Annotated in this window: 22 protein-coding genes and 2 pseudogenes; 9 read left to right on the top strand and 15 right to left on the bottom strand. The window is 69.5% G+C overall.

Features of this window, described 5'->3' with window-relative positions; translation table 11 throughout:
- From OG322_RS36970 to yhfZ, 6 genes are all read right to left on the bottom strand, one after another.
- Window positions 1–1,116, bottom strand: a complete 1,116-nt coding sequence (locus OG322_RS36970; protein ID WP_123466799.1) for an aminotransferase class V-fold PLP-dependent enzyme — start codon at window positions 1,114–1,116, stop codon at window positions 1–3.
- A gap of 1 nt (window position 1,117) precedes the next feature.
- Complete coding sequence (locus tag OG322_RS36975) at window positions 1,118–2,074, bottom strand: phosphotriesterase family protein (protein ID WP_123466797.1); 957 nt, start codon at window positions 2,072–2,074, stop codon at window positions 1,118–1,120.
- 94 nt (window positions 2,075–2,168) lie between these two features.
- Window positions 2,169–3,503, bottom strand: coding sequence for a YhfT family protein (locus OG322_RS36980; protein ID WP_123466795.1), 1,335 nt, complete (start codon window positions 3,501–3,503; stop codon window positions 2,169–2,171).
- A 42-nt stretch (window positions 3,504–3,545) separates the two neighbouring features.
- Window positions 3,546–3,902 (bottom strand): DUF2620 domain-containing protein, encoded by a 357-nt coding sequence (locus OG322_RS36985; protein ID WP_123466793.1) that lies wholly within the window; start codon window positions 3,900–3,902, stop codon window positions 3,546–3,548.
- Between the two features lie 57 nt (window positions 3,903–3,959).
- Window positions 3,960–4,346 (bottom strand): PRD domain-containing protein, encoded by a 387-nt coding sequence (locus tag OG322_RS36990; protein ID WP_123466791.1) that lies wholly within the window; start codon window positions 4,344–4,346, stop codon window positions 3,960–3,962.
- Window positions 4,347–4,441: 95 nt separating this feature from the next.
- A complete protein-coding gene (yhfZ, locus tag OG322_RS36995) occupies window positions 4,442–5,380 on the bottom strand; it encodes a GntR family transcriptional regulator YhfZ (protein WP_123466789.1) in 939 nt (312 codons plus the stop codon).
- Window positions 5,381–5,396: 16 nt separating this feature from the next.
- On the opposite strand from yhfZ, the pseudogene OG322_RS37000 reads away from it, so the two are divergent.
- The 3 genes and pseudogenes from OG322_RS37000 to OG322_RS37010 form a co-directional block, all read left to right on the top strand.
- Window positions 5,397–5,965: pseudogene (locus tag OG322_RS37000) on the top strand (MFS transporter); the annotation flags it as partial.
- Window positions 5,966–6,135: 170 nt separating this feature from the next.
- Window positions 6,136–7,053: a metalloregulator ArsR/SmtB family transcription factor gene (locus OG322_RS37005; protein ID WP_329307516.1), complete on the top strand. Its 918-nt coding sequence runs from the start codon at window positions 6,136–6,138 to the stop codon at window positions 7,051–7,053.
- Window positions 7,050–7,652: a dihydrofolate reductase family protein gene (locus tag OG322_RS37010; protein ID WP_329307517.1), complete on the top strand. Its 603-nt coding sequence runs from the start codon at window positions 7,050–7,052 to the stop codon at window positions 7,650–7,652. Before OG322_RS37005 ends, OG322_RS37010 begins: the two co-directional genes overlap by 4 nt.
- A 537-nt stretch (window positions 7,653–8,189) precedes the next feature.
- Here OG322_RS37010 and OG322_RS37015 read toward each other — a convergent pair.
- From OG322_RS37015 to OG322_RS37040, 6 genes are all read right to left on the bottom strand, one after another.
- The gene (locus OG322_RS37015) at window positions 8,190–9,056 is read right to left on the bottom strand and encodes a TIGR03620 family F420-dependent LLM class oxidoreductase (protein ID WP_124286407.1); all 867 of its coding nucleotides are present in this window, start codon (window positions 9,054–9,056) and stop codon (window positions 8,190–8,192) included.
- A 186-nt stretch (window positions 9,057–9,242) separates the two neighbouring features.
- Complete coding sequence (locus tag OG322_RS37020) at window positions 9,243–9,863, bottom strand: HEAT repeat domain-containing protein (protein ID WP_124287027.1); 621 nt, start codon at window positions 9,861–9,863, stop codon at window positions 9,243–9,245.
- Window positions 9,864–9,897: 34 nt separating this feature from the next.
- On the bottom strand, window positions 9,898–11,511 hold the full coding sequence (locus OG322_RS37025) for a hypothetical protein (RefSeq protein ID WP_241200635.1): 1,614 nt from the start codon (window positions 11,509–11,511) through the stop codon (window positions 9,898–9,900).
- Window positions 11,512–11,515: 4 nt separating this feature from the next.
- Window positions 11,516–11,842, bottom strand: a complete 327-nt coding sequence (locus OG322_RS37030; protein WP_123466771.1) for a helix-turn-helix domain-containing protein — start codon at window positions 11,840–11,842, stop codon at window positions 11,516–11,518.
- Window positions 11,839–12,918 (bottom strand): tyrosine-type recombinase/integrase, encoded by a 1,080-nt coding sequence (locus tag OG322_RS37035; protein ID WP_329307518.1) that lies wholly within the window; start codon window positions 12,916–12,918, stop codon window positions 11,839–11,841. Before OG322_RS37035 ends, OG322_RS37030 begins: the two co-directional genes overlap by 4 nt.
- Before the next feature lie 436 nt (window positions 12,919–13,354).
- Entirely contained in the window at window positions 13,355–14,011 is a 657-nt protein-coding gene (locus tag OG322_RS37040) for a class I SAM-dependent methyltransferase (protein WP_124286408.1), read from the bottom strand.
- 165 nt (window positions 14,012–14,176) lie between these two features.
- On the opposite strand from OG322_RS37040, the pseudogene OG322_RS37045 reads away from it, so the two are divergent.
- Window positions 14,177–15,087, top strand: a pseudogene (locus OG322_RS37045) (IS5 family transposase).
- Window positions 15,088–15,525: 438 nt separating this feature from the next.
- Here OG322_RS37045 and OG322_RS37050 read toward each other — a convergent pair.
- Window positions 15,526–16,302 (bottom strand): IclR family transcriptional regulator, encoded by a 777-nt coding sequence (locus OG322_RS37050; protein WP_329307519.1) that lies wholly within the window; start codon window positions 16,300–16,302, stop codon window positions 15,526–15,528.
- 299 nt (window positions 16,303–16,601) lie between these two features.
- On the opposite strand from OG322_RS37050, the gene OG322_RS37055 reads away from it, so the two are divergent.
- Both OG322_RS37055 and OG322_RS37060 read left to right on the top strand, forming a co-directional pair.
- Window positions 16,602–17,174: an OPT/YSL family transporter gene (locus OG322_RS37055; RefSeq protein WP_260147474.1), complete on the top strand. Its 573-nt coding sequence runs from the start codon at window positions 16,602–16,604 to the stop codon at window positions 17,172–17,174.
- A 58-nt stretch (window positions 17,175–17,232) separates the two neighbouring features.
- Complete coding sequence (locus tag OG322_RS37060) at window positions 17,233–18,297, top strand: S-methyl thiohydantoin desulfurase domain-containing protein (RefSeq protein ID WP_123466753.1); 1,065 nt, start codon at window positions 17,233–17,235, stop codon at window positions 18,295–18,297.
- A gap of 166 nt (window positions 18,298–18,463) precedes the next feature.
- Here the strand turns inward: OG322_RS37060 and OG322_RS37065 are convergent, their stop codons facing one another.
- Complete coding sequence (locus OG322_RS37065; protein ID WP_329307520.1) at window positions 18,464–19,993, bottom strand: FG-GAP-like repeat-containing protein; 1,530 nt, start codon at window positions 19,991–19,993, stop codon at window positions 18,464–18,466.
- A gap of 525 nt (window positions 19,994–20,518) precedes the next feature.
- On the opposite strand from OG322_RS37065, the gene OG322_RS37070 reads away from it, so the two are divergent.
- The 3 genes from OG322_RS37070 to OG322_RS37080 are packed head-to-tail and all read left to right on the top strand — an operon-like array spanning window position 20,519 to window position 22,109.
- Window positions 20,519–20,680: a hypothetical protein gene (locus OG322_RS37070; protein WP_164494572.1), complete on the top strand. Its 162-nt coding sequence runs from the start codon at window positions 20,519–20,521 to the stop codon at window positions 20,678–20,680.
- Window positions 20,677–21,246, top strand: coding sequence for a sigma-70 family RNA polymerase sigma factor (locus OG322_RS37075; RefSeq protein ID WP_241200483.1), 570 nt, complete (start codon window positions 20,677–20,679; stop codon window positions 21,244–21,246). Before OG322_RS37070 ends, OG322_RS37075 begins: the two co-directional genes overlap by 4 nt.
- Window positions 21,243–22,109: a hypothetical protein gene (locus tag OG322_RS37080; RefSeq protein WP_124286410.1), complete on the top strand. Its 867-nt coding sequence runs from the start codon at window positions 21,243–21,245 to the stop codon at window positions 22,107–22,109. The genes OG322_RS37075 and OG322_RS37080 overlap by 4 nt, the downstream gene beginning before the upstream one ends.
- Before the next feature lie 42 nt (window positions 22,110–22,151).
- Here OG322_RS37080 and OG322_RS37085 read toward each other — a convergent pair whose 3' ends face one another.
- The gene (locus tag OG322_RS37085; RefSeq protein WP_329307521.1) at window positions 22,152–23,102 is read right to left on the bottom strand and encodes a carbohydrate kinase family protein; all 951 of its coding nucleotides are present in this window, start codon (window positions 23,100–23,102) and stop codon (window positions 22,152–22,154) included.
- Between the last annotated feature and the right edge of the window lie 165 nt (window positions 23,103–23,267).

Raw genomic sequence — 23,267 nt, forward strand, 5'->3', positions numbered from 1 at the left:
TCAGTCGTCCTTCGGGTCGTCCAGGGCGGCGAGCGAGCGGCGCAGGATGTCGATGACGAGGTCCGCGCCCGCTCGCATCGGGTTGATGCGTACGGTCCAGTCGGCCAGCTCGGGGGAGTCGTCCAGGGCGGAGCTGGACATCCGGTAGAAGAGCGGGGCGATCTCGTAGCGGGAGTTGGAGCCGACGGGGTAGGGGGCGGCTCCGAAACGGGCGGCGGCGGCGGGCAGCGCCGCGGCGACAGGCCGGTCGAGGCGGACGAGCAGACAGCGGTCCTGGGCGTTGGCGACGCTTACCTGCGCCACTCCGTCCACTTCGCCGGCCGCCAGCCGTTCCGCGATGTCGGCGCCCACCCGGGACTGCACGGACCACATGACGGGAACGTGGGTGAGGGCGCGCAGGGCGTCGAGCGCCTGATGGCCCTGGACCTGCCCGCCGCCGGAGTAGTTGTCGCGGCGGACGTGCTCGACCAGATCGCGGGCGCCGACGACGAGACCGACGCCCTCCGGCCCGTGCAGCTTGAAGAGGGAGAAGCAGGAGGCGTCCGCTCCCAGCTCCACACCGGCGGCGGGAGTGCGCATGACGGCGTAGTTGTCGTCGACGATCGTGCGGACCCCGGCCGCCCGGCACGCGGCGATGACCTCGGCCGGATCGTAGGAGTCGGCGAGCCGTTGACGGGTGTGCTGGATGTACGCCCACCTGAACCGCCCGGACGCCAGGGCCTCGCCGAGCGCCGAGGCCTCGTTGAAGTCGGCCTCGACGGTTTGCACGCCGATGCCCCTCAGGGTGACCGCGGTCGTTCGGTAGACCGGGGCCCGGTGGATGAGCAGCGGGTCGCCCGCCCGGACGGCCGCGTTGAGGGCGGCCCGGATCGCGCCGGTGCCCGCGCCCTGGACGAAGGCGGCGTCCGCGGCTCCGAAGAAGTCCGCGAGGACGGCCTCGACACGGGCGGTGGTGCGGGGCCGGCCGAGACCGGGGACGACTCCCGCGTCGGACGAGAAGAGCTGCTGTCCCTCGAAGTGGGCCGCGGTGGCCTCCAGCAGCCGGAACTGCGTGGCGACGGCTTCGTCCAGGCCGACCGTCGCCAGCGGGAAGGTGACGGGAAGTACGGGGTTCATATCAGTTCTCCTCCACGCTCGCGCCGGTCAGGAAGCGCAGCGGATTGCGGCGGGTCAGCAGGTCGATCAGGTCGTCATCGGCGCCTGCCGCCCGCAGCTCGGGCAGGAAGCTCCGGAACATGTGCCCGTAGCCCTGGCCGCCTTCGTCCAGCAGGTAACCGTGGCGGGAGATGTCGCAGCTGAGCAGCGCCCGGTCGGCGTGTCCGGCCTCCACCAGGTCGAGCAGCAGCCGCAGCCGGGTCCGGTCGCTCTGGTAGGACGACTTGCCCACGGTGTCGAAGGCGACGTACGCCCCGCTCGCCGCGAGCTCCCGGTGGACGCCCGGGTCGTCGAGCAGGTCCTGGTGGCCGATGCTGACGCGGTGGGCGGGCAGCCCCTCACCGGTGAGCAGCTCCAGCTGGGCGAGCCCGCCCCGGCCCAGCTGCGCGTGGGTGGCGAGGGAGAGGCCGGTGGCCCGCGCGGCCCGCGCACCGGCCCGCAGCACCTTGGCCTCGGGAGCCGTGGGGACGTCCCCGTGGCTCCCGATCTCACCGAGGACGCCGGGCCGGATGCCGGTTGTGCCGATGCCCTCCTCGATCTCGCGGACGAGGACCTCGGTGAGCTGTTCCACGTCGCAGGCGTCGATCTCCGGGGTGTGGAACGGCTCGTAGTACCAGCCGGTCGCGGCGACCACGGCGACCTGTGCGTCCCGGGCGATCGCCGCCAGGGCGCGTACATCGCGTCCCATGCCCCGGCACGTCAGTTCGACGACGAGGGAGAGACCGAACTCCTCCCGCAGCGCGCTCAGCTCGGCGGTCACCGCCGCCGCGTGGCGTCGCGGGTCGAGGACGGCTGCGCCGTCGCCCTGCTGGTCCAGGTCGAGGACGAGGTGCTCGTGGGCGAGGGCCGGGCCGCGTACCGAAGCGGTTGTGACATCGCCGGTGACGGTGCGCAGGGTGTGCGGGGCGGGGTGATTCATCGTGGGGGTTCCTTCTTCGCGTACGGGCCCGGTCCGGTCGGGGGGTGTGCAAGCCCTGGTATCGGGGTGAACGGGTCCCCGATCCGGGGGCGTGTCAGCCCTTGACCGGGGTGAACAGATCGAGCCAGTACAGGATGTTGAGCAGAATGCCGCCGATGATCACGGCCGCGGGTGCGGCGGCCATCTTCACGACGGGGCGGCCCATCGCCTCGTTCAGCAGGTAGAGCCCGCCGACGACGAGGATGCCGAGTCCGCCGCCCATGGCGTTGGCGGCCATCAGCGAACCGAAGAGGATCGCGAGCTGGAGGGTGTCGCCGATGGCGCTGCGCAGGTGTTCCGACGAGTCCCGGACGCTGGGCAGCTTGCCGAGGATCCTGCCGATCCAGGAGAGGGCCAGCACCTCGGCGGCGAACACGAGCGCACCGACGACGGCCGCCAGGAACGGGTTCGGCATGAGGTAGCCGATCGGGTACACCAGCGTGAAACCGGCGATGCCGTACGCGCCTGAGGCGAGCGCCGTCGTCGCGATCAGCGGGATGAAGCCGAACACCCGGTAGAAGTCGACCTGGGCGGCCTCGGAGTACTGCCCCTTCGCGATCAGGAAGCTGGTTGCCTCACCGCCGCCGAATATGTGCATCTGGGCGAGCACACAGACCCCGGCCCCGAGCACCATGAACAGCGGCAGGTACCTGCGCAGACGGGCCGCGCTGGCGCTGAACAGCGACGCCATCGGGTCGTCCTCCAGGACGACCTCCTCGACGCCCGCCGCCCGGTCGGCCCGGCGCTGCCGGACGTCCTTGGCGACTGCCAGCCCGATGAGCATCAGCACACCGACGGCCATGGCCAGTGCTCCGGCGAACATGTTCGGCCACAGCTTCATCGTCATGACGACGAGGGCCAGTTCGAGGACGCCCGCGATACCGCCCCACTTGCGGCCGAACTGCTTGGTGATGGCGAGCACCGGGAACAGCGAGAAGAGGAACAGGATCGGCGTCGACATCTGCTGCATCGCCGTCAGGAAGTCGACCGGCAGATCGTGCGCGACGTTGTTCGCGCCGTTCAGACCGAACACGACCACCGCGCCCCAGGCGCCGCCGAGGAGGGGAGCGAGCCACTTCTTCGGCGCCAGCATCCCGAGGATGTCCGTGGGCAGGAAGACCAGCCACGGGTTCAGAACTCCGGTGGACAGGGCCATCGGCGCACCGAGTCCGAAGATGAATCCGGCAGAGAGACCGAACGAGACAGCCGTCGTCGCGCTGCGGGTGGTGCGCCCCTGGATGAAGTCCAGCATGAAGGGGCGTACCCCGTCGTTGAAGACGGCCAGGGCCATGTGCGAGATGTAGGCCGTCAGCGCACAGAGGGCTATCACGGTCAGTTGCTGGGCCAGCGTGAAGTCAAGGCTGGCGCCGGCGGCGAGTGTGGTGCTCACGAGTCACTCCTTGGTGCCCGGGACGATGAGAACAGGCTGTGTTCAGCCGCGGGCGGCGATGGCGCGCGCCATGAGGGGGGCGATGACGTCGATCTGGTCCATCGAGAAGCCGAAGACCCTCTTGCCGTCGGCGAGCAGTTCGGCGACCTTCTCCTCCGTCGGAACGCTCCGCCCGAAGGTGTGGCAGGCTGCGCTGCCCATGAGGCCGACGAGCACGCCCAGCGAGGCGCCGGCGCCCGTGTGACAGGTGCCCAGGTAGTAGTCGGCCTGGCCGACCCGGAGCTTCATCGCGGCGTCCATATCGCTGGAGGCGACGACGTCGAGCGAGTCGATGCCGAGCTTGCCGATGGCCTCGGTGACCTCGACCTTGCCGACTCCACCGGTGAGGATCTTCGTCATGGCTGTGCTTCTCTCTGTGTCGGTACGGGGCGAGGGGGGGATGCCTGCCGTGACCGGTCAGGACGTGGGTGCGGAGGGGGACTGCTGGGCCAGTACAGCGAGGTGCATCCCGAGGAAGTTGACCTCGGACTCGGGGAGCGCGGCCCCGAGCTCCCGTTCGGCGCGGGCCGATACGGCGCGGGCACGGGCCACGGCGTCGGGATGTCCGGCCAGCTCGGCGGCGACCTGGTCGTCGGTGAGGAACTGCTCGATCGCCTCGCCGTCCAGGATCCGGCCGAGCGCCATCATCAGATGGCTGGTCAGCATGCCTGCCGTGGCTTCGGTGACGGTGCGGCCCTCGGCCTCGAGAGAGGTCAGCTCGGTGGTGACGAAGTCGGCCACCTCGGGCCTGACCTGACCGCCTTCGCGAAAGAGCTGGATCCGCAGTGCGAGCTGGTCGTCCATGATGATCCTCCTAAAATCAACAGTAACCAGGATTTTGTATTTTGAAGGCGAGTGACGCCTCGGAGTTATGAGACCCCGGTCACTGAACCCGCTGGTCAGTACGAGGGGACGCGCTCACCGCGCAGCACCTCGCTCTGCAGCCGGGTCACCAACGACAGATCCAGCGAGTCGCGAACGGCGGCGAGCGCCTGGGCCCCGTCCGACCGGCCGATCACCGCGGCGGTGGAGTTGCGCAGGGCCAGCTCCCGGTTGACCTCGTCCCCGAGCGGAAGCACGTCGACGCCGATCCCGAGCCGGTCCTGTGCCTCGTCCAGGTTCCAGACCGTCGCATCCACCTCGTTCCGGGCGAACAGGTCGCTCAACTGCATGTACGACGCCTCCCGCCACTCGACGTCTTCCCGGCCGGCGAAGACCCGCTCCACGAGCATCCGCAGATCCTCCGAGGCGTGGTCGACCGCCACCCGCAGTCCAGGTGTGTCCAGGTCGACGCCGTGGCGCACCAGCATGCCGTGCGCACCGACGTAGGTGGCGGGACCGAGGTCGGCCACCAGCTCCACCGGGTGCTCGGCGATCAGCTGGTCGGCGGCGAACCGCGACAGGACGACCAGGTCGACCTTGCCCTCCAGCAGTGCGGCGGTCCGGGCTCCGGCGCCTCGCATGAAAGTGATCGCGAACGGTGCGCCCGCCTCCTCGAACGCGCTGCGCAGGCCGGTTGCCAGGCCCTCGTACCGTCGCGAGTAGGGAAGTGGCATCGCCGCGAGCAGGGTCCCCAGGCCGGACAGCCGCCACAGGATGGTGCGGTCCGAGTGGACGAGGAACGTGCCGAGATGACCGCGAGCGGTCGTGGAGATCGCCCCGGACTCCTCCAGCAGGTGGAGGGCGGCCTGGACGGTACCGTTTCCGCAGCCCAGCTCCTGCGCGAAGTCGCGCACGCGGGGCAGGCGGGTGTCCGGCTCGTGATGCAGGAGCAGGACGGCGAGCTGCCGCGCGGCGAGGCCGTTGCGCGTGAGGAAGCGGTCGTCGAAATCGTTCACGAATCAAACAGTAACCAGGATTCTGGATACTGACAAGAGGCGTGAACTTCGCAGATGGGCGAGTTCCAGAGTCGGCTTCGCCCTCTGGGCCGCCAAGCTGACGACGCTCTCGATGTGCGACCAGTGGCCGTACGCGGTGCTCGCCGGTGCAGGCATCGGCTTCCTGCTCGCGCCCGCCTCCACCGACGCCGTCAACCGGTCGATCGGTACCTCGCGCGACGAGGTCACCGGCATCACGCAGACGGTCCGCAACTTCGCCGCCGGCATCGGTCTGGCCGTGTCGGCACGGTGCTGACGCACGTCGCGGTGAACCGCTTCGGTGAGACGCTGCGGTCGGAGGGCGTGCCGCGCGGACCCGCCCACGCTGCTGCCCACCGCATCGCCGAAGCCGTCACCGGGAACGCGGACGCGCGGCAGTCCACAGGCGACGGCAGGGCCGCCGAGCTCGCCCAGGAGTCGATGCAGGCGATCCGTTCGGATTCCGCCGAGGTGAACCAGTGGGTGTTCTACTCCATGGCGGGCGCGCTCGTAGTCGCCTTCATCTGTGTGCTGTGGCATCCGGGCAGGCGTGTGACGGGGGATGCCGGCGGCGCTGCGTGCCCCGAGGAGCCCGCCCCGCACCCATACCTGGGCCCGTCCACTCCGAGGCCCGACCCTTGGGACCTTCCGTCCGGACCAGGATCGCCCGGCCCCGGGCGATCGGCTCGCGAGATATTCCTTGACGCGAATATTCGTCTCAAGGAATACTGGTGCTCATGACCGACGCACTCCTCATCGCGCTGGCCGATCCGGCCCGCTGGCGGCTTGTGAGCCTGCTGGCCGAGCGGCCTCGCTCGGTCGGCGTCCTCGCCCAGCTGGCCGAGGCGCGCCAGCCGCAGACGACCAAGCACCTGCAGACTCTTGAGCGCGCCGGAATCGTCACCTCCCAGCGCAGCGGCCAGCGCCGCGTCTACGCACTCCGGCCCGGTCCCCTGCGGGACCTGGCGGCTGAGCTCAACCGGCTCGCCGACACCGCGGATCAGGTCGACGGCCCGCGTGCGGCCTACGACCAGTACGGGCTCAGCCTCCACACGGAGCGGCTCGCCGCCGAGAAGTCGGGGTGGGCCGACGGCCGCTCGTTCAAGTTCCTCCGGTCGCTGACGGGGCGCCCCGAGCTGGTCTGGCGCCATCTGACCGAGGCCGCCCTGCTCGCCCACTGGTGGACACCCGACGATCTCCGCACCTCCGAGCTCGTCTTCGAGGCGCGACCGGGCGGACGGATCGTCCTGGAGTACCGCGACACCGAGGACGCCGACGGCTCGGACCTGGTCGTCGGGCGGGCCGAGGGAGCGGTCGACGAGACGAGTCCCGGTGAGCGCCTCGCCTACCGGCTCTCCCCCCTGCTCCCCGGCGGCGGCCTCGCCTTCACTGCCCATGTGGATCTCGATCTCCGGCCCACCGATTCCGGTACGGACCTCGACGTCCACTACCGGATCACCAACAGCACGGTCGACTCCGCGGACTTCATCGCGGGTATCGAGATCGGCTTCGGCCAGAGCCTCGACAAGCTAGCCGCGACCCTCGCCGCAGACCCGCACCGCACCGACGTCACTCACGACACCGGCATCACCCACATCACTCGTGTTGCCGACGACTCAGACGGCACCGATACCGATACGAGGAGCACGAAATGACAGAGCCGACCGCCGGACGCAGGATCGTCACCAACATGAGCCTGTCCCTCGACGGCCACTACGCCGCGCCGGACGACCCGCTGAACATGGGCTGGGTGATGCCGTACGCCGTCACCGACGTCGCCCGCGACCACCTGGCCGGCCTTTGGAGGTCGGCGACGACCGTTTTGCTCGGTCGGGTCAACGCCGAGGGGTTCCTCGGCTTCTGGCCCACCGTCATCGACATGGAGGGGGCCGACGCACGCGACGTGGGCTTCGCCAAGTGGCTCGTCGACAGTGACAAGGTGGTCCTGTCCTCCACCCTCGACGACGCGCCGTGGGAGCGGACGACGATCGTTGACAAGCCGGCTGCCGAGGTGGCAGCGGACCTCAAGGCGACCGAGGGCGGCGACATTCTCGTGCTGTCCAGCGCGAGCGTCATCAAGGCACTGCTGGCGTCCGACAAGGTCGACCGGCTGGCGCTCACGGTCTGCCCGGTCTTCCTCGGTGGCGGGCCGCGCCTCTTCGACGACGGCCTGCCTGCGGGACGGTGGACGCTCGTCAGTCAGACTGCGGGCGAGCACGGAACGCTGGCCCTCGTCTACGACCGAGTCCGCTGAGCGAGTCGTTCATAGCACTCGCCCTCCGAGCCGGCCCGGACCGGTGGGCAACCGCGCCTGGCCGGCCCGCTCGTAGAGGGCCCGTCGCGCACGCGTCCACCAACTCGCCTCCCTGAGTGCAGCGGTGCTCCCGCCCTCACTTCGGATCTTGCCTGGGACGTGGCGGGGGACCCGGACATGTTGCGTGCCTGGGCGCTCGCCTGGGACGGCGGAGACGGCAGCGCGGGCCTCTTCCGGCCCGAGTTGCTCGACGACCCGGCCACCTTCCAATCAACTTGCTACAGGGGCGCGAAGCACCCGTCCACACGCCCTCACCGATTCCGAGAGGAAGCCAGAAGAACCTGCTCCGCTGATCCCAGAACACGTGCTTACGAGCAGTTGGGGAACCCTGTCTGCGACGCACGATCCTCGGCTGCATTGAACGGAAGTTCACGCAGGTCGTCACCCATCCGACGATCATGACAGCTCATTCGGCCTCCCCGGCGAGCAGTCCGGAACACGGACGGGCCGCCTTCTCCGGATTCGTGTGACAGGTACTCAGCGGGCAAGAAGTACGCCGGCGAGTTCGCGCCAGGCGCTGCGTGCGAATGTGCCGCGCGATTCGGTGGCGATCTGCACGGCGATGTGGTCGGCGCCTGCCTTGAGCCGTTCGGCGAGCCCTGCCGCGATGTCCTCGGTGTTTCCCCAGAGGAACAGAGCGTCGATGAGGCGGTCGCTTCCTCCGCCGGCCAGGTCCTCTTCGGTGAATCCGGACCGCAGCCATGCGGCCCGGTAGTTCGCCAGGGACATGTAGGGGGAGAGGGTCCAACGCGCCCGGGCTCGGGCAACCGCCGGATCGGTGTGCGCGACGACGGTCTGCTCCAGGGCGAGCAGCGGCCCGTCTCCCAGCAACTCCCTGGTACGGATCACGTGCTCGGTGTCCACCAGGTACGGGTGCACACCGAGGGTCCGGTCGGCCGCCAGCCGGGTCATCCGGGGCCCGTGTGCCCCGATCAGCCGTGCGGAGACCGGCAGCGGAGGCACGCCCGAGTCCAGTTCCTCCAGGTAGCCGGCCATCGCGGTGTAGGGCCGCCGGTACGTGCTGACTATCTCGCCGTGGCTGACACCCAGTCCGATCACCAGCCGCTCCCGGTCGGCCGGCGGCAGCGCATGGTAGGCGCGGGCCAGTTGATCCGCGGGCCGGTCCCAGACGGAGACGCAGGCGGGGGCAACGACCGCACGGCGGGTCGCGTCAAGCATCCGCGCCACTGTGACCAGATCGCCCCGCGGGTTGCCGCCGGGATCGCCGCCGAGCCACAGCGTCTCGTACCCGAGTTCCTCGGCCTCCGCCGCAGCGTCCGCGGCCTCACCGGGGTCGCCGTGGGTGAAAGCCAAGCTCCAGATGCCGAACATTCCCAGTTCCATTGGCCGCCCTCCTGATGTCGGGTACGGCTCTTCCTATCGGAACAGTGACCACCCCTACTGCTGGATCCCGCTGAGCCCCGTGAGTTCGTGAAAACTGAAGGGTTCTCGGCAGGAACCCACGGGTCCGACAGCAGAATTTCGGGTGAGAAGGCGCGGGTTCACGACGAACCTGGGGTGCGGGGCCAGCTACAGAGGTCGGTAGGTGCCGTAGTTCCCGGCGAGGGAGTTAGTGGCGGCTTCGGCGACATCGGATCGGGGGCCGGTGATGCATGCAGTGAGGAAGTCGTGTACTCGCTGCCCTGTCCAGCCGGCCGCGGCGACAGCGGGCCAGAAGTAGATCCCGTCGTGTGGGGATCTGGCTTCGATGAAGTCGAGGACGCAGGTCACGGATTCCAGATCCAGCGCAAGCCGGAGCATGGCCACAGCCTGCAACGCTCCGCCCACAAGCGTCTCGTTACCGGTACTCAGGCACCAGCCAATGACCTCGGTGTGGGAGTGCTCCATGTAGCTCAGCCGGACGATGGCGTCGCCCCCGGCAGTGTGAACCGCATGGAGAGTTTCGCGCTGAAGGACGAGGTCTCGCAGGTAGGGGAGGTCGGACGGGGAGCCGCAAGTACCGAGTGCCATCGTCATCTGGTACTGGGTTTCCCAGGTCCGCGAATCCCTCACCTCATTCTTCAGGGCTTCGAGCAGGGCAGGACCCGCGGATGGGTCGCCCAGCTTTCGAAGTCGCTTCGCGGCCGAGCGGCGCTTGGCGGAACTTCGGTCTTGAAGCTGACTGATCGCCTCAACGGCGTCGAGAGCCACGGTCTCTCCTACTGGATGCGGACGTCACCGGACTCTATTCGGCTTCTCTGACAGTCCCACCTGGGGTCTCACCGGGCGAGGCCAGAAGCAGCTGGCGGGCCGAGTCCGCGTAGCGCATGGCGGTCTTCTCATCGAGCCCGAAGACCTCGGCGAGGTGGAGCGGGTCCGGACCCTGGGTCATTGCTTCTTCGAGCTGTCGGTCAACGCGGAGCCGCTCCAGCGTTGCGGCCTGTCCGCGCATCGCGGCGCTGATCCAGTGGTTGCTGGCTCGGGTGGTCCTGTTCGCGGTCTGGTTGTTGATCAGCAGGTGGAGGTTCGCCGTGTTCGGCCAGCGGGTGCGCCGGTGCTCCAGCCAGTCCAGCAACAGCTTCAGGGTGAGGTCGTCGAGGGGACGGACGCGGCCGGCGATGGTCAGCCGCCGGTTGCCGATGTCGACGTCTTCGAGCATGAGCGTGCCGATCTGGGCGACCCGGGCGGCGTGCACCGCGGCAAGAGCGAGGATGAGCCGTGTGGCTGGGGTCGTCGCCGCCGCGACGGCCCGGTTGACCTGTTCGGGGACGAGCAGCTGCAGCACGGCGTACTCGTGCTGCCCGACCTTCATCCGGCTGGTGGGGTTGCGGAAGATGAGCCCGTTCCGCTTTGCCCAGCTGAACAGCGAACGTAGCGCAACGAGTTGATCGCGGCGGTGATGGCCGTGGAGATCCTTGAGGTGGGTAAGGACGTCGTCGCGGGTTACCTCCCGCAGGTGGTCGTAGCGATCCGACCACTCCAGCAGTGCCGGACGGACCCGGTTGAGGTAGAGCCAGACCGTTCCTTCTCGTCGCGGGAGACTGCGCGGGCCGCCGTCGTGCAGGACGCGGGTCCAGCGTTCGGTCTCCGAGCGGATGCCGGGCGCGAGGCCCTCCAGCCGCTCGGCGAGCCATCGCTCGAAGGAGGGCTCGCTGTCGTCCTCGTAGATCCTCATCTCCTCCAGGACCGTGACGATGTGGCCGACCGGCAGGTCGAGGGCTCTCAGCGGAATGAAGAGCTCGGTGTGCCGGATGACGTCGCCCTCGACGTAGCCGGTGAGGAGGTGCGCCAGGCCGCGATTCACCGCGAATCGGATGTTGCGGCCCCATCCGCGGGCCTCGGCCAGTTGGTGGGCCAGGTGTTGCGCCCAGGCCAGCCAGGGGCCGACCGGGTCGCGGTTGGCCGGGTCGAGTTGGCCGTAGTCGCGTGGGACCTGGTCGAAGAGTGGTAGCTGCCTCCAGGCGGGATCCGGGCGCCATGCCGGCGGGGGCGGTGGCTTGCGCGGGGCTCCCCGGCGGTCGTGGGGCTGCGGCAGAGGAGGCGTCGATCTCCGGCGGTAGTGCATGCCGATGAAGAACAACTGGTGGTACCTGACGGCGCCCAGTCGTGTCCGCACGTCCGCCTCGTCCATCGACGAACCGGCTTCGGCCTTAGCGCCGAGGCGTGCCTGGCACCAGCACAGACGGCAGTAGCCCCACTTCGTCGGCTGGACGCGATGGCAGCCGATGCAGGCGGCCTCGTCGTGGCTCCGGCCGAACATGTAGCACGTCGGGCAGCGGCGGCCGCTGAAGTTTCCCCAGGCCAGGCAGCTGTCGCAGGAGTCGGTCGGTTTGACGTACCCCTTCGGGAAGCGGGCCACCGGGTCACTCCGGTGGAAGCGACCGGCCGTCCCGGCGCTTGGGGACCACCGTTGGTGGGGCTGCCATCGCACCGACGGCGACCCGCGCTGTCTCTTGGCCCGGACGGACGACCTTCGCCGGTTCGGGGATCAGCAGGTCGCCGATCTCGCAGCCGAGCACGACGCAGATCACGTCCAGGTCCTCCAGCTTGAGGGATACCGGCTGGCCGGACCACAAGCCGGACATCTTCCCGGCCGAGATGACCAGCCCGTGCTCGGCCAGGCTCCGCTGCAGTTCGGACGCCTTCCAGACGCCCTTGTTCGCGGCGGTCAGCCGCAGGTTCCACTTCATCCCATCAGTCCTTCCAGCCGCCTCGCGGCCCGTTGCTGCCCGGCGAGCCAGGCGTCTTCCACCCGGGTCTGCTGGACGTGGACGTACCGCATCGTCGTGGCGATCCAGGAATGTCCCAAAATCTCCTGAATTGCAACCAGGTCGAGACCGCCCGAGTAGAGCTCGGACGCACAGAAGTGCCGCAGGACATGCGGCGTCAACTTCTCGGCCCAACAAGGAAGATGAGCCTCGACAGCCGCGGCCAGGCCGTTCCGCAGGGCGTCATCACCGACCCGGCGCGAGGACCCGTCGGTGTTTTTGCGCTCGGAGGGGAACAGCGGGGTGCCGGGGCGGGTGTGATCGTCGTCGAACTGGCCCCAGACGTCCTCGATGAACCACCGCAGCGTTCGGTCCGCGCCGTTGATCAGCGGCACCATCCGCTCGCGCGGGCCCGATCCGCGGGCGCCCTTGCCGTGGCGGACGTGGAGCTTGCCGAAGCGGCCCAGGTGCCACTTGATGTCGTCCAAGTCGAGTCCGCACGCTTCGCTCACCCGAAGTCCGACCTGGGACATCAGCTTCGCGGCGGTGTAGTTCCTGGCGGTTGGGGCGAACTTGCGGCAGGTCGCCATCTCGCCGCCCCAGCCGGTGAACAGCCGACTGATCTCCGGCGCGGTCGGTGGGATCCGCAGCTGGGCGTCCTTGGAGCCGCGCGGTCGGTTCATCTCGTCGATCGGGCACTCGACGACCCGGCCGGTCATCCGGTGGATCTCGACCTTGTGCCGCAGCTCCAGGAACAGGAAGTACGTGCTCAGCGCCTGGGAACGGGCCAGACGGGTGCCGCTGGGCGAGCCCCGCAGCACCCGTCCGAAGTATGCGTCCGCGTCGGTCGGCTCCATGTCCCACAGCGGGTGGCCGAACCAGGTCCTCACCTGCTCCAGGTGCCCGACGTCGCCGCGGATCGTGCCGTCCGTCAGCCCCGCCGACGCCCGGGCCAGCACGAAGCCAGCCAGCACGTCCGTCTCGAACCGCTCCAGTTCCTCCGCCGAGACCGGCTCCCGGTACTCGCGCAGGTCCCGCACCACCGCCAGCGCCGCCAACCCGCGCCTCCTCACCTTCGACCGGACCGCAGATCGGTCGCACGAGCTGAGAACGCTTCAGGATTCCCGAAGTTACGTCACACTCCGGCGGATCACTCGAAGGGGGAAGAAGCCGCTGGCCACGGCTTCGGTGACTCAGCGGGGCTCAGGAGAACTCGCGGGATGTCGCACAGGCTGTCCGGAATTCGCAGACCAGCCCGACGGGATTCGACCGGGAATCAGGCAGAACCTTGAACTGCGCCGGTACGGGCTCACGTCCGGCGTGGGAACCGGCCGGGAATGAGCGTGTTCCTATGGGCCTGGTCCCGGCCCGGCCCCGGCCGGCTCGCGACCGGATGCGTGCGGGGAGCGGACGATGCATCCCGCCCGGACCGACTGGCCAGGGAGCCCGCCATCGGAACATGGGAGTCGTGGAGACCTGCCTGTGGGGCAGGCGTCAGTCTTGGTGCCAGACCAATGTGTATCGCCAGAAGACTCGTCGGCGGAGCCGCACACCGGGCAGCACGTGCCGGGCATCACGAACGATATCGGCGAAGCTCATCGTCGCCGGTCGGGTGGGAGCGGTCATCGATGCCGGCCGTGCTGACCTGCCACCCCGGTTCTTGATCCAGGCCATGGCGACGTTCAGCGGAACGGCAGCCGTGCCGATCACGCGATCGCCGGATGACTGCGCGCGGGCGAGTCCTACGACAACCAGAGTCCCGCCCGGCGCCAGGTGCTGGCGAAACAGGGTGAGGGCCTCGGAGAACGGCAGATGATGGATGGCGGCGACACATGTGATCACGTCGTAGGAGCCGGGCGGTATGTCGGTCAGCGCGTCTCCCACGGTGAACGTGACGGGCACAGCCGGCGCGGTGAGTTCCCGTGCCCGAGCAACAATCGTGGGGTCGGCGTCCAGGCACAGCACGGACTTGGCACGTGTGCCCACCAGCCGGGCCAGGTCCCCGCTGCCCGATCCGATGTCGAGGGCCGTGTCGAAGCGCCTCGGAATCTGCCGCATGATCCAGCGGTGGTAATGGGCGTTGTGGTCCCACGGGTGGACTGCGTGGAATTGATCCAGCGCCTTGAGGATGCGGGGCAGCCGTGTCGTCATGGCACGATTCCATCATCCGCCTTCCGCAGCCGGCGCCGGATCTCCGCCGCGCCCTGCGCGCTCGCACCGGTACAGCTGCGACGGTCCAACTCTGCTCACAGTGGGCCCAGGCACTGTTTCTCGGATCTCCTGACGCGGGTCGGGTGTTGGGTCCAGGGTGGTTGTATGGGGCGTGGGGATCTGACGAATGCGGAGTGGGACCGGCTGGAGTCGTTCCTGCCGCGGGGCGGTACGCGTGGCGGTCGTTGGAGTGATCACCGGAGGGTGATCAACGGGGTTCTGTACCGGGTGCGGACGGGTGTGCAGTGGCGGGATCTGCCGGAGCGGTTCGGGCCGTGGGAGACGGTCTATAAGCGCCATCGCCGCTGGTCGGCGGATGGAACGTGGGAGATGTTGCTGTCGAAGGTGCAGGCTGCCGAGGATGCCGCGGGCCGGATCGACTGGGACGTGTCGGTGGACTCCACCGTGGTGCGGGCTCACCAGCACGCCGCCGGCGCGAGAAAGGCGCCCCCGGCCGCAGTTCCTCAAAAGGGGGCCGGACGGGGGACGAACCAGGTCGATCCGGTGCTGCGGAAACTGGTCGTCCGGCTGGAGGAGGTGGTCAGGTCAGCGAATGCCTGGGACGGTCCCGAGGCGGCTTCACCACCAAGATCCACCTCGCAGCCGAAGGGCGATGCCGGCCCCTCGCCCTCGTCCTGACGCCCGGACACCACGGGGACGGTCCGCAGTTGGAGCGTGTGCTGGAGCTGATTTCCGTGCCTCGCACGCGGCCCGACCGTGTGTTGGCGGACAAGGCTTACACCTCCCGGAAGAACCGCCGCTACCTGCGACGACGCGGAATTCGGCACACCATCCCCGAACGCCTTGACCAGCACAGGCATCGCAAGAACCGAGGCTCCCGAGGCGGTCGGCCCACCGGCTTCGACCGCGAGCACTACAAGAAGCGCAACACCGTCGAACGCGCCATCAACCGCCTCAAGGGCTTCCGCGCCGTCGCCACCCGCTATGAGAAACGCGCCTACATCTACCTCGGCACCGTCACCCTCGCGGCCCTCATGATCTGGCTCCGAACATGATCCGAGAAACAGTTCCTAGTTCGGTATCCAGGCCTCGTCTCCGGGAGGGGCGGGACGTGCGGCGTCGAGGCGGGTGCGGCGTGGGCGAGGCGCGGGTTGTTGGTGCGCCAGAGCAGTGAGCACGTTCGAGGTTGAGGCATGGCCGGGCGCCACCTGATGCGAAGGCCCGATTCCGCGGACGGCGTGGCGATTCCTGAGCCCCTTGCAAAGGTTCCCTGACCTGGGGACCCCGTTCTCTCTTCCGTGGGCGTCGCACCTGCTCACATTTTCTGGAACTCATATCCAGAATCCTGAACAGGTATGAAGGGTCGGTGCGTTGTGCTCACCCTGGTCTTCGTGACCATGTGTGCGGGTGGCATCACCGTTCCGGTGCTCGCCTCGGGCGCGATGGCGGGGCCGGGGCGGGGCCGCTGCCGCGGTAGCGGCCCTGGAGGATCGTCAGTCGTCGGTCGCGACGAACCGCAGCCAGTACGGATCGCCGATCCGCTTGCCGACGCGCAGGGCGGCGTCCCGCACCGTCCTGCCGAAGCGCTCGGGCATGTCGTTGCGCAGCTCCTGGGAGGGGAGTGCGATGCCGATCCCGAAGATCTGGCCCGTGTCGCCGTCCATGACGGCGCCCGAGATCCCGGCCACGCCGGGGACGTACTCGCCCCGCGAGAACTCCCACCCGTCGACCCGGACCCGCGCCAGCTGCGCCAGCAGCTCCCTGCGCGTCTTCGGCGCGGCTCCCGCGCTGTGCTTCAGGCGGTCGTCGACGAGGCGCATCACCTCGGCGTCCTCCAGACGCGCCAGCAGGGCCCGGCCCATTGAACTGGCGTAGGCAGGTGCCCGGGTGCCCGCCGGGGTGTAGGCGTGCAGAGCGCCGATGGCGCTGACGCGCATGTGCAGTACGAGCGATTCGCTGCCGTCGAGGACGTCGACGTACCCCGTGTAACCGGTGTCGGCGACCAGCCGGGCTGCCTCCTCCTCCAGCAGGGAGACCGTGCCGCGCGAGGCACGGAAGTGGTACGACGCCTCCATGATCAGTTCGCCGGGGCGGTAGGCGCGGGTGAGCGGGTCGCGCTCCAGGAAGCCGTACTCGGCCATCATGCTCAGGGTCCGCGACACCGAACTCTTGGGAAGCCCGAGTTCGCCCGCCACATCGGTGACGGTGACATCGCGCTGCAAGTGGGCCATGAGACGCAGGACGTCCCGGGCGTTGGCGAGTGTGCTCACCGTCTTCCTCCCTCTCCGGCCTCTCCCGGCCGTGTCGCGTCCGATGGTATGCGGCCCCGGCACGGTCCCCGGCCGTCCACATTCCGAGACCCCTTGACGGCGGGCCCTCCTCGATCCGATGATCCATGCGTAGTCCAGATATTCGTACTCGGTTCCATATTTTAGAACTTTTCGATGGTTGACACGGCATCGCCCCCGCACCGACCTGTCAGGAGCACCGATGAGCCACGACGCCGACACCGCTTCGTCGGCCGAGACCACGCGCGTCGAACGGCCCGCAGCCTCCCCGCGACGCCATCATCGGTTTCCCGCCGGAGGCCCTCGTGGTCCTGGCCGGCTTCACCGCCGCCACCGGCCCGGCCTTCGCCGACATGGGCTACGACCTCAAGACCGGCCACCTGCTGCGCGGCGGGGACGGCGACCCGGCATTCGACCTGGAAGGCCGCCGACAGCAGTTGATCGCCGCCATGATCGGCTTCGGTGTGGCGGTCGTCGTGGTGCTCGTCTCCTACCAGATGTTCTTCGACAACGGGAAGGTCCCGCCCATTGACGCGGCCTACGTGGCCGCCATCAAGACCGGTCCCTTCATGGAGACCGCGCGCAATCTCGCCCTGTGGGCGATTCCCGGTGCCCTGGTGCAGTTCCTGGGCGGGCCGCGCCGTCAGCTCGGCATCCTGTTGGTCACCGGCCTGCTGATCACCACGCCCATGGCGGGCTGGCTGGTCGCGGCGGGCCTGGTCTGCCGCCTGCTCGCGCCGCGGGTGCTCGGCCCCCGCGTCCAGGAGGACCTCGAGGTCTTCGCCGGCGGTGCCATCGCGGGCGACGCCCTCTACTCCTTCGGCCACGGAGCGTTCGACGCCCTGCGCAAGTAGCCGGCAGCCCGCACACCGGACCGCTCTTTCAACCAGCCCCCTTCAGAGGAGAAGAAACGTGAAGCGACAGTTGACCCACGACGACATCCGCGCGGCCGTGTACGGCGGCGCCGTGCTCGGTGGGGGCGGCGGCGGATTCGTCGAGCGTGGGCTGCGCACCGCCGAACTCGCCCTCCAGGCGGGTGCACCGGAGCTGTGGAGCGCCGACGAGTTCGCGCCCGAGGACCTGACCGCCACCGTGGCCCTGGTGGGCGCGCCCGCCGCATCCGACCCGCTGGTGCTGCCCACGCATCTGCTGCGCGCACTGGAGCTGCTGCGCCGCGACCTGCCGCGCCCGCTCGCGGCGATTCACACGAACGAGAACGGCGCCGAGACCACCGTCAACGGCTGGTTCCACTCGGCGATGACGGGCCTGCCCGTCATCGACCTGGCCTGCAACGGTCGCGCCCACCCCTCCAGCGTGATGGGCGCGATGGGTCTGCACCTGAAGGACGGATACCGCTCCGTGCAGGGATATGCGGGTGGCAAGCCGTACACGTACGTCGACGGCGCCGTCTCCGGCGGCCTGGAGGCCACGTCGTCCGTGGTCCGGCGCGCATCGGTCGAGGCCGGCGGCTGGGTGGGCGTTGCCCGGAACCCGGTCGAGGTCGGCTACGCCACGGTGCACGGCGCGCCCGGCGCCATCGGCTTCGCCATCGAACTCGGCCATCGGTTCCTGGCCGACGGCCCGGTCGGCGCGGCGCGCCACCTGGGCGGCGAGATCGTCGCCACCGGCACGGTCCGTGAGTACCGCTGCGAGCAGCGAGAGGGCCTCGACGTCGGCGTCGCCGTGCTGGACGACGCGGCCGGCACCACATTGCACTTCGTCAACGAGTACATGACGCTGGAGTTGGGCGGCGAGCGCAGGGCCGCGTTCCCCGACCTGATCACGACGTTCGACGCGGACGGCGCGCCGCTCGCCTCCGCCGACGTCGCGGTCGGCAAGCAGCTCGGCGTCCTGTTCGCCCCGGCCGCGAACCTGCTCCTCTCGTCGACGATGTACATGCCCAAGGTGTACGCACCGGTCGAGGCACTGCTCGGCTTCCCCTTCGCGCCCAAGGACAGGACCCTGGCCCACGCCTGAACCGGTTCGAGGACGGACACCGTCCGCGTGCGTGACTTCCGCGACGCCCGATGGGGCGGGGGCCACTGCCCCCCCGGGCCAGGAGCCGCACAACTCACGTCATGTCAAACGACCGGCCGGGCAACAAGGGGCCGCCCGGCCGATCGCCGAAATCCATGCGGTGCTGTCAGCGCAGGAAGCTGCCGAACAGCGCCTTGGTCGCCGGGCCCCCGACATCGCCGGGGCCGAAGGCCTTCGCGTGCTTCGTCGTCAGGCCCTTGGCGGTGCCGTCGAGGGTCCATACCGCTCCGGCCGAGGCGTTCTCCGCAGTCGAGGAGACCGCGAGGTCGCGGTGGCCGTCGCCGTTGACGTCAAGGAGCGCGCAGGCCGCCCCGAACTTGTCGTTCGCCTCGGCGACACCGGGCACGCCGGAGGTGTTCTGGTGCATGACCTGGCTGCCCTCACCGGTGACCCCGGAAGCGGTGCCGTGGAGCAGCGCGAACGAGCCCGCGTCGGCCAGACCGCCGAAGTCCTCGCCGTCGATGCCGAGGGCGATCTCCGCGCGCCCGTCCCCGGTCACGTCGGCGACCGAGACGCACGAGCCGACGTGGTCACCCTTCTCCTGCGTTCCGGGGAATCCGGGCAACGACTGGTCGAAGGTCTTCACGCGCCTGGACGAGGGGCCGGAGGCCGAGCCGTACACGACGGTGACCTTGCTGGTGCCCTTGCCGCTGCCGATCACCACGTCGCCGTAGCCGTCGCCGTCCACGTCGCCGATTCCGGTGGCCCCGGCGCCGCCCACGGAGCCGATGCCTCCGATCGTGCCGGACCTCTTGAAGCCGCCGGCGCCACCGAGCAGGACGCTGTTGCCCCACACACCGTCGCCCTCGTAGGCCCAGACGGCGATGTCGTCGCGGTGGTCGCCGTTGACGTCACCGACCGCCTCGGCGGTGACGGGCCCACTGAGTGAGTGGGGGCCGTCCACGCACGAGTCGTCCGTCGCGCAGCCGTCGTCGTCGTTGTTGTAGCCCCACCACTGGGACCGGTCCAGGAAGTCGAGCCGCGCGGTCGGCTTGCCCGTGCGCGAGATGGGCCCCTTCCACAGGTTCGCCGACTGCTGCACGGGGTCGTCGCCTTCTACCTCGGCGTCACCGAACAGCGCCAGATCGGCCTTCCCGTCACCGTCGAAGTCGCCCACCTGCGGGGTCCGTCCGTAACCGGCGATGGCGGTGCCGCCGGTGAGCCCCGAGGGCGAACCCCATACGACGACGCTGCCCGTGGCCCCCTGGGCGGAACCGATCACGAGGTCGCTGTAGCCGTCGCCGTCGAGGTCACCCTTGCTGAAGGTGTCCCCGAACCGCTGTTTCGCGGTGGCCGACCCGGGCACTCCGCTCGTCGAGCGGTTCACGAGCGTCTTGTGCGCGGGATCAATGCCGTTCGCCGAGCCGTACGTCACCGCCACATAGCCCGCCTGCGCCTTGCCGGAGACAGTCGCGCCAGGGGCTGCCGTGACGAGGTCCGCGTAGCCGTCGCCGTTGAAATCCTCCGCCGGCGCCGCGCGGCCCCCGGCCGCGTGAGCTACCCCGGGGGTGAGCGATACAACGGTCAGACCGCCCGCGACCAGGAGCGCTGCGGCCAGCGGCGCTGCCGCACGGGCGCCATGCCGTCTGCCGGTCCGTCGCGCATTGTGGGTGTCAGGGCGTCGTATCCAGAGCATGAGGTCTTCCTTCGGTCGCCTGTTCACATCCACTCGGTATGACGGCGTCCCCACGGAGATGGTTGTGCCCCACAGGGCATCCGGGGTTTCACGTACGGGAGTTGTGCGGTGGGTGACCCGTGGTGTACGACTCCGCTCTGACGGGGTTCAGGGCCCCACCGGGTTCCGGCGCATGCCCTGGAGGCGAATTCAGGCAACGTTCGCCCGGCTGGGCGTTCGAAGGATGTGACCTGAGTCACGGTTGACGTTTGCTGGATTCGCGCAAATTTATGCAAAGCGCCAGCCGTGAGGCGTGTGTGCTGGTGGTGGTGCTGGCGTGTGCGTGGCGTGAGGTGGCTAACGGCGCTGGATGAGCAGGAGGGAACGTCTGTGCGTGAGTGGCCTTGTCGCTCCGTAACTTTCCCTGAATTGCCCCTGCACACTTGTTCGTTCCCAGGTGTTGTTGAGAGTGAAGGGCGCACGACCCGCGCACTTCCCGGGCTCGAAGAAGCGCCCGGCTCTTCGCACGAACAGAGGCTCTCGCCTGTGACGATCCACCTCGTAGGTGACCTGATGATCCTGGCGGTCACGCTCCGCGTCTTCGGCAAGGACACCCTCACCCTGCTGCGCCACCTCGCGGCCGCCGGAGTCCGGGTCGGGGTGAGCGAGATGAGCCGCCGTCCCCACGAAGGGAAGGAAGGCCGGTGAGCGAGTACCGAAACCGCACCCGTCAGGGCACCGATCCGATGACCCAACAGCTCCCCGACCTCTCCTTCACCGCCTTCCACCAGATGAACCGGCCGCGCTACATCCACTACGCCGAGACGTTCCTCCACAACCGCCATGACGCCGAAGAGGCGATCGACAGCGCCTTCGAGCAGCTCCTGCGCACCTGGGACAAAGTCCTGCTCGTCGAGAACCCCTCCGGCTACGCCTGGACCGTCATGCGCAACAAGGTCAACGATCACAGCCGCGCGCGCAGGCGCCGGCCCCCGCTGCTCGACGACGAGGCCTTCAACACCTTCGCCCTGCGCGACGCCGTGGATCCGTACGGACAGATCACCGAGTCCCTCGCCCTCATGAGGGCCATGCGTCAGCTCACCGTGCGTCAGCTCGACGTCATGGTGATGACCTACCTCCATGGACTGAACGCACCCGAAGTCGCCGACGTCCTCGGTATCACCAGCGCTACCGTCCGCTCCACGGTCCGCCACGCGACGCGCCGGCTGCGGGACATCCTGGGACCCGACCGCGCCATGGAAGGACGACGATGACACGCCACATCACGGAGTTCCTCTCCCGCGCACGCCTCGTCACCACCCCTTACACCCAGGACGACATCAACGCCGCCGAGACCCGGCTCCTCGCCCGGCTCCGCACCACCAACCCGTCCTTCGCCCCACCGCCACCATCTGTCCCCGCGCCGGAGGAACCGACGGAGCACGAAGCGGCCCAGAACCTGCAGACCCTCTGCGAAACCGTCGTCACCCGCAACACCGCCCTCAGCACCCTGGACACCTTCCTCACCCCGCAACTCCCCGAACCCCCGGGCGCACGGGTCCTGGGCTGCATCCTCCAGCTCGCCGAATCCGAGGAGAACGCCCGCTTCTGGTGGCAGTACGCGGCCGGCGCCGGTGACCCCGCGGCCTCCTACTGCCTCTACCTCCACCACCTCGCGCTCGGTGAGCACGGTGAAGCCCGCTGGTGGTACGAGCAGACCGAGCAGATCCAGAGCGCTCCCCCCTCCACCGACGACTTCACCGACGCCGCGCCCGACGTCACAGCCGACGACGTGCCGGGCATCGTCAGCGACGCCCTCAACGCCGTGACGACCACCGACGCGAACCTGCTGCCCACGGCGCTGCGGATCCTCGGCGCGCTCAAGACCGATCCGGCCCCGGTCCCCGCCATGGTCGGTGCCGTGCTCGACTACGTTCCCGCGGCCGTCGGCCACATCGACGACTTCGAACTGCCGCTGCCCGCCCCCGGCTTCACCGACCACATCCGCACCCTCACCGCGACCAGCGCCCCCGCCCCCGGACGGCCTCCCGTGCGCAACCGGCTCCAGCCCCGGCCCAAACCCACCCGGCCACTCATCGCCGCTGCCCGCCGGAACCCCAAGTGGTGCTGGGGGTAGAAGAGCGGAGCGCCGGTGCGACACGTGGGCCGAGACGCATCCTCAGCCCCGCCGGGGCCCGCCGATCCGGCCGAGCGCATTGGCCAGTTCCGCCGCGTCGGGCGGGTTGGCTCCGGCCCTGGACACGGTCACGGCCGCCGACGCTGCCGCGTGGCGCAGGACATCGGTGACGGTGGCCCGGTCCAGTGAACGGAGCCGTTCCCGGCCGTCCGCGCCGAGCAGTCCGCGCGCGGCGAGCGCGTGCAGGGTGCCCGACATGAAGGCATCCCCCGCCCCCACCGTGTCGGCGACGTCCACGGGCGGCGCTTCGACCGCGACCCGGCCGTCGGGCAGCACCGCCAAGGCCCCGTCGCCGCCCCGGGTGACCAGGACGACGGCCGGGCCGGTGGCGAGCCACCGCTCGGCGACCTGCCCCGGCTCCTGACCCGGGTAGAGCCATTCCAGGTCCTCGTCACTCGCCTTGACCACATCGCTGAGCGCGACACAGCGCTCGACCTTGCGGACGGCGGCCGCATGGTCCCCCATCAGTTCCGGGCGCACATTGGGGTCGTAGCTGACGGTCGCGGCCGTCCGGAGCGCGTCGACGGCAGCGACGACCGCGGTCGCCCCCGGTTCCATCACGGCGGCGATCGACCCGGTGTGGACGTGCCGGGGCGGCTGCTCCAAGGACACCGGGCCGAGCGTCCAGGTGATCTCGAAGGTGTACGCGGCCTGCCCGGCGCCGTCCAGGGTGACGGCGGCGGACGGGGTCGGGGCCGTGGCACCGTCGGTGCGCACCTCGACCCCGGCACCGGCCAGATGGTCGCGGATCTGCCGCCCGTCGGCGTCCGGGCCGAGCTGGGTGAGCAGGGTCACGCCGTGCCCGAGCCTGGCCAGGCCGTATGCGACGTTGGCCGGGCTGCCTCCCGGGTGGACCTGGTCGGCCGCACCCGGCAGCCGGACGATGTCGGCGACGCATTCACCGATGACCAGCAGGTCGATTCTGTTGAGCATGAGGGTGAGGTCTCCCAGAGTGCGGTGACGTAGGTGTCCTGGTAGGCCGCGGCACGGCCTCCGAACACATTGAGCCCGATCCTGCCTCGCGCATAGCGGGTATCGGTCGCGTCGAGGACCTGCCGGCCGTCGATGAACGCCTCGATGCGCCCACCCCGGGCCAGG

The organism is Streptomyces sp. NBC_01260, assembly GCF_036226405.1.
In the GTDB taxonomy this organism is placed as follows: domain Bacteria; phylum Actinomycetota; class Actinomycetes; order Streptomycetales; family Streptomycetaceae; genus Streptomyces; species Streptomyces laculatispora.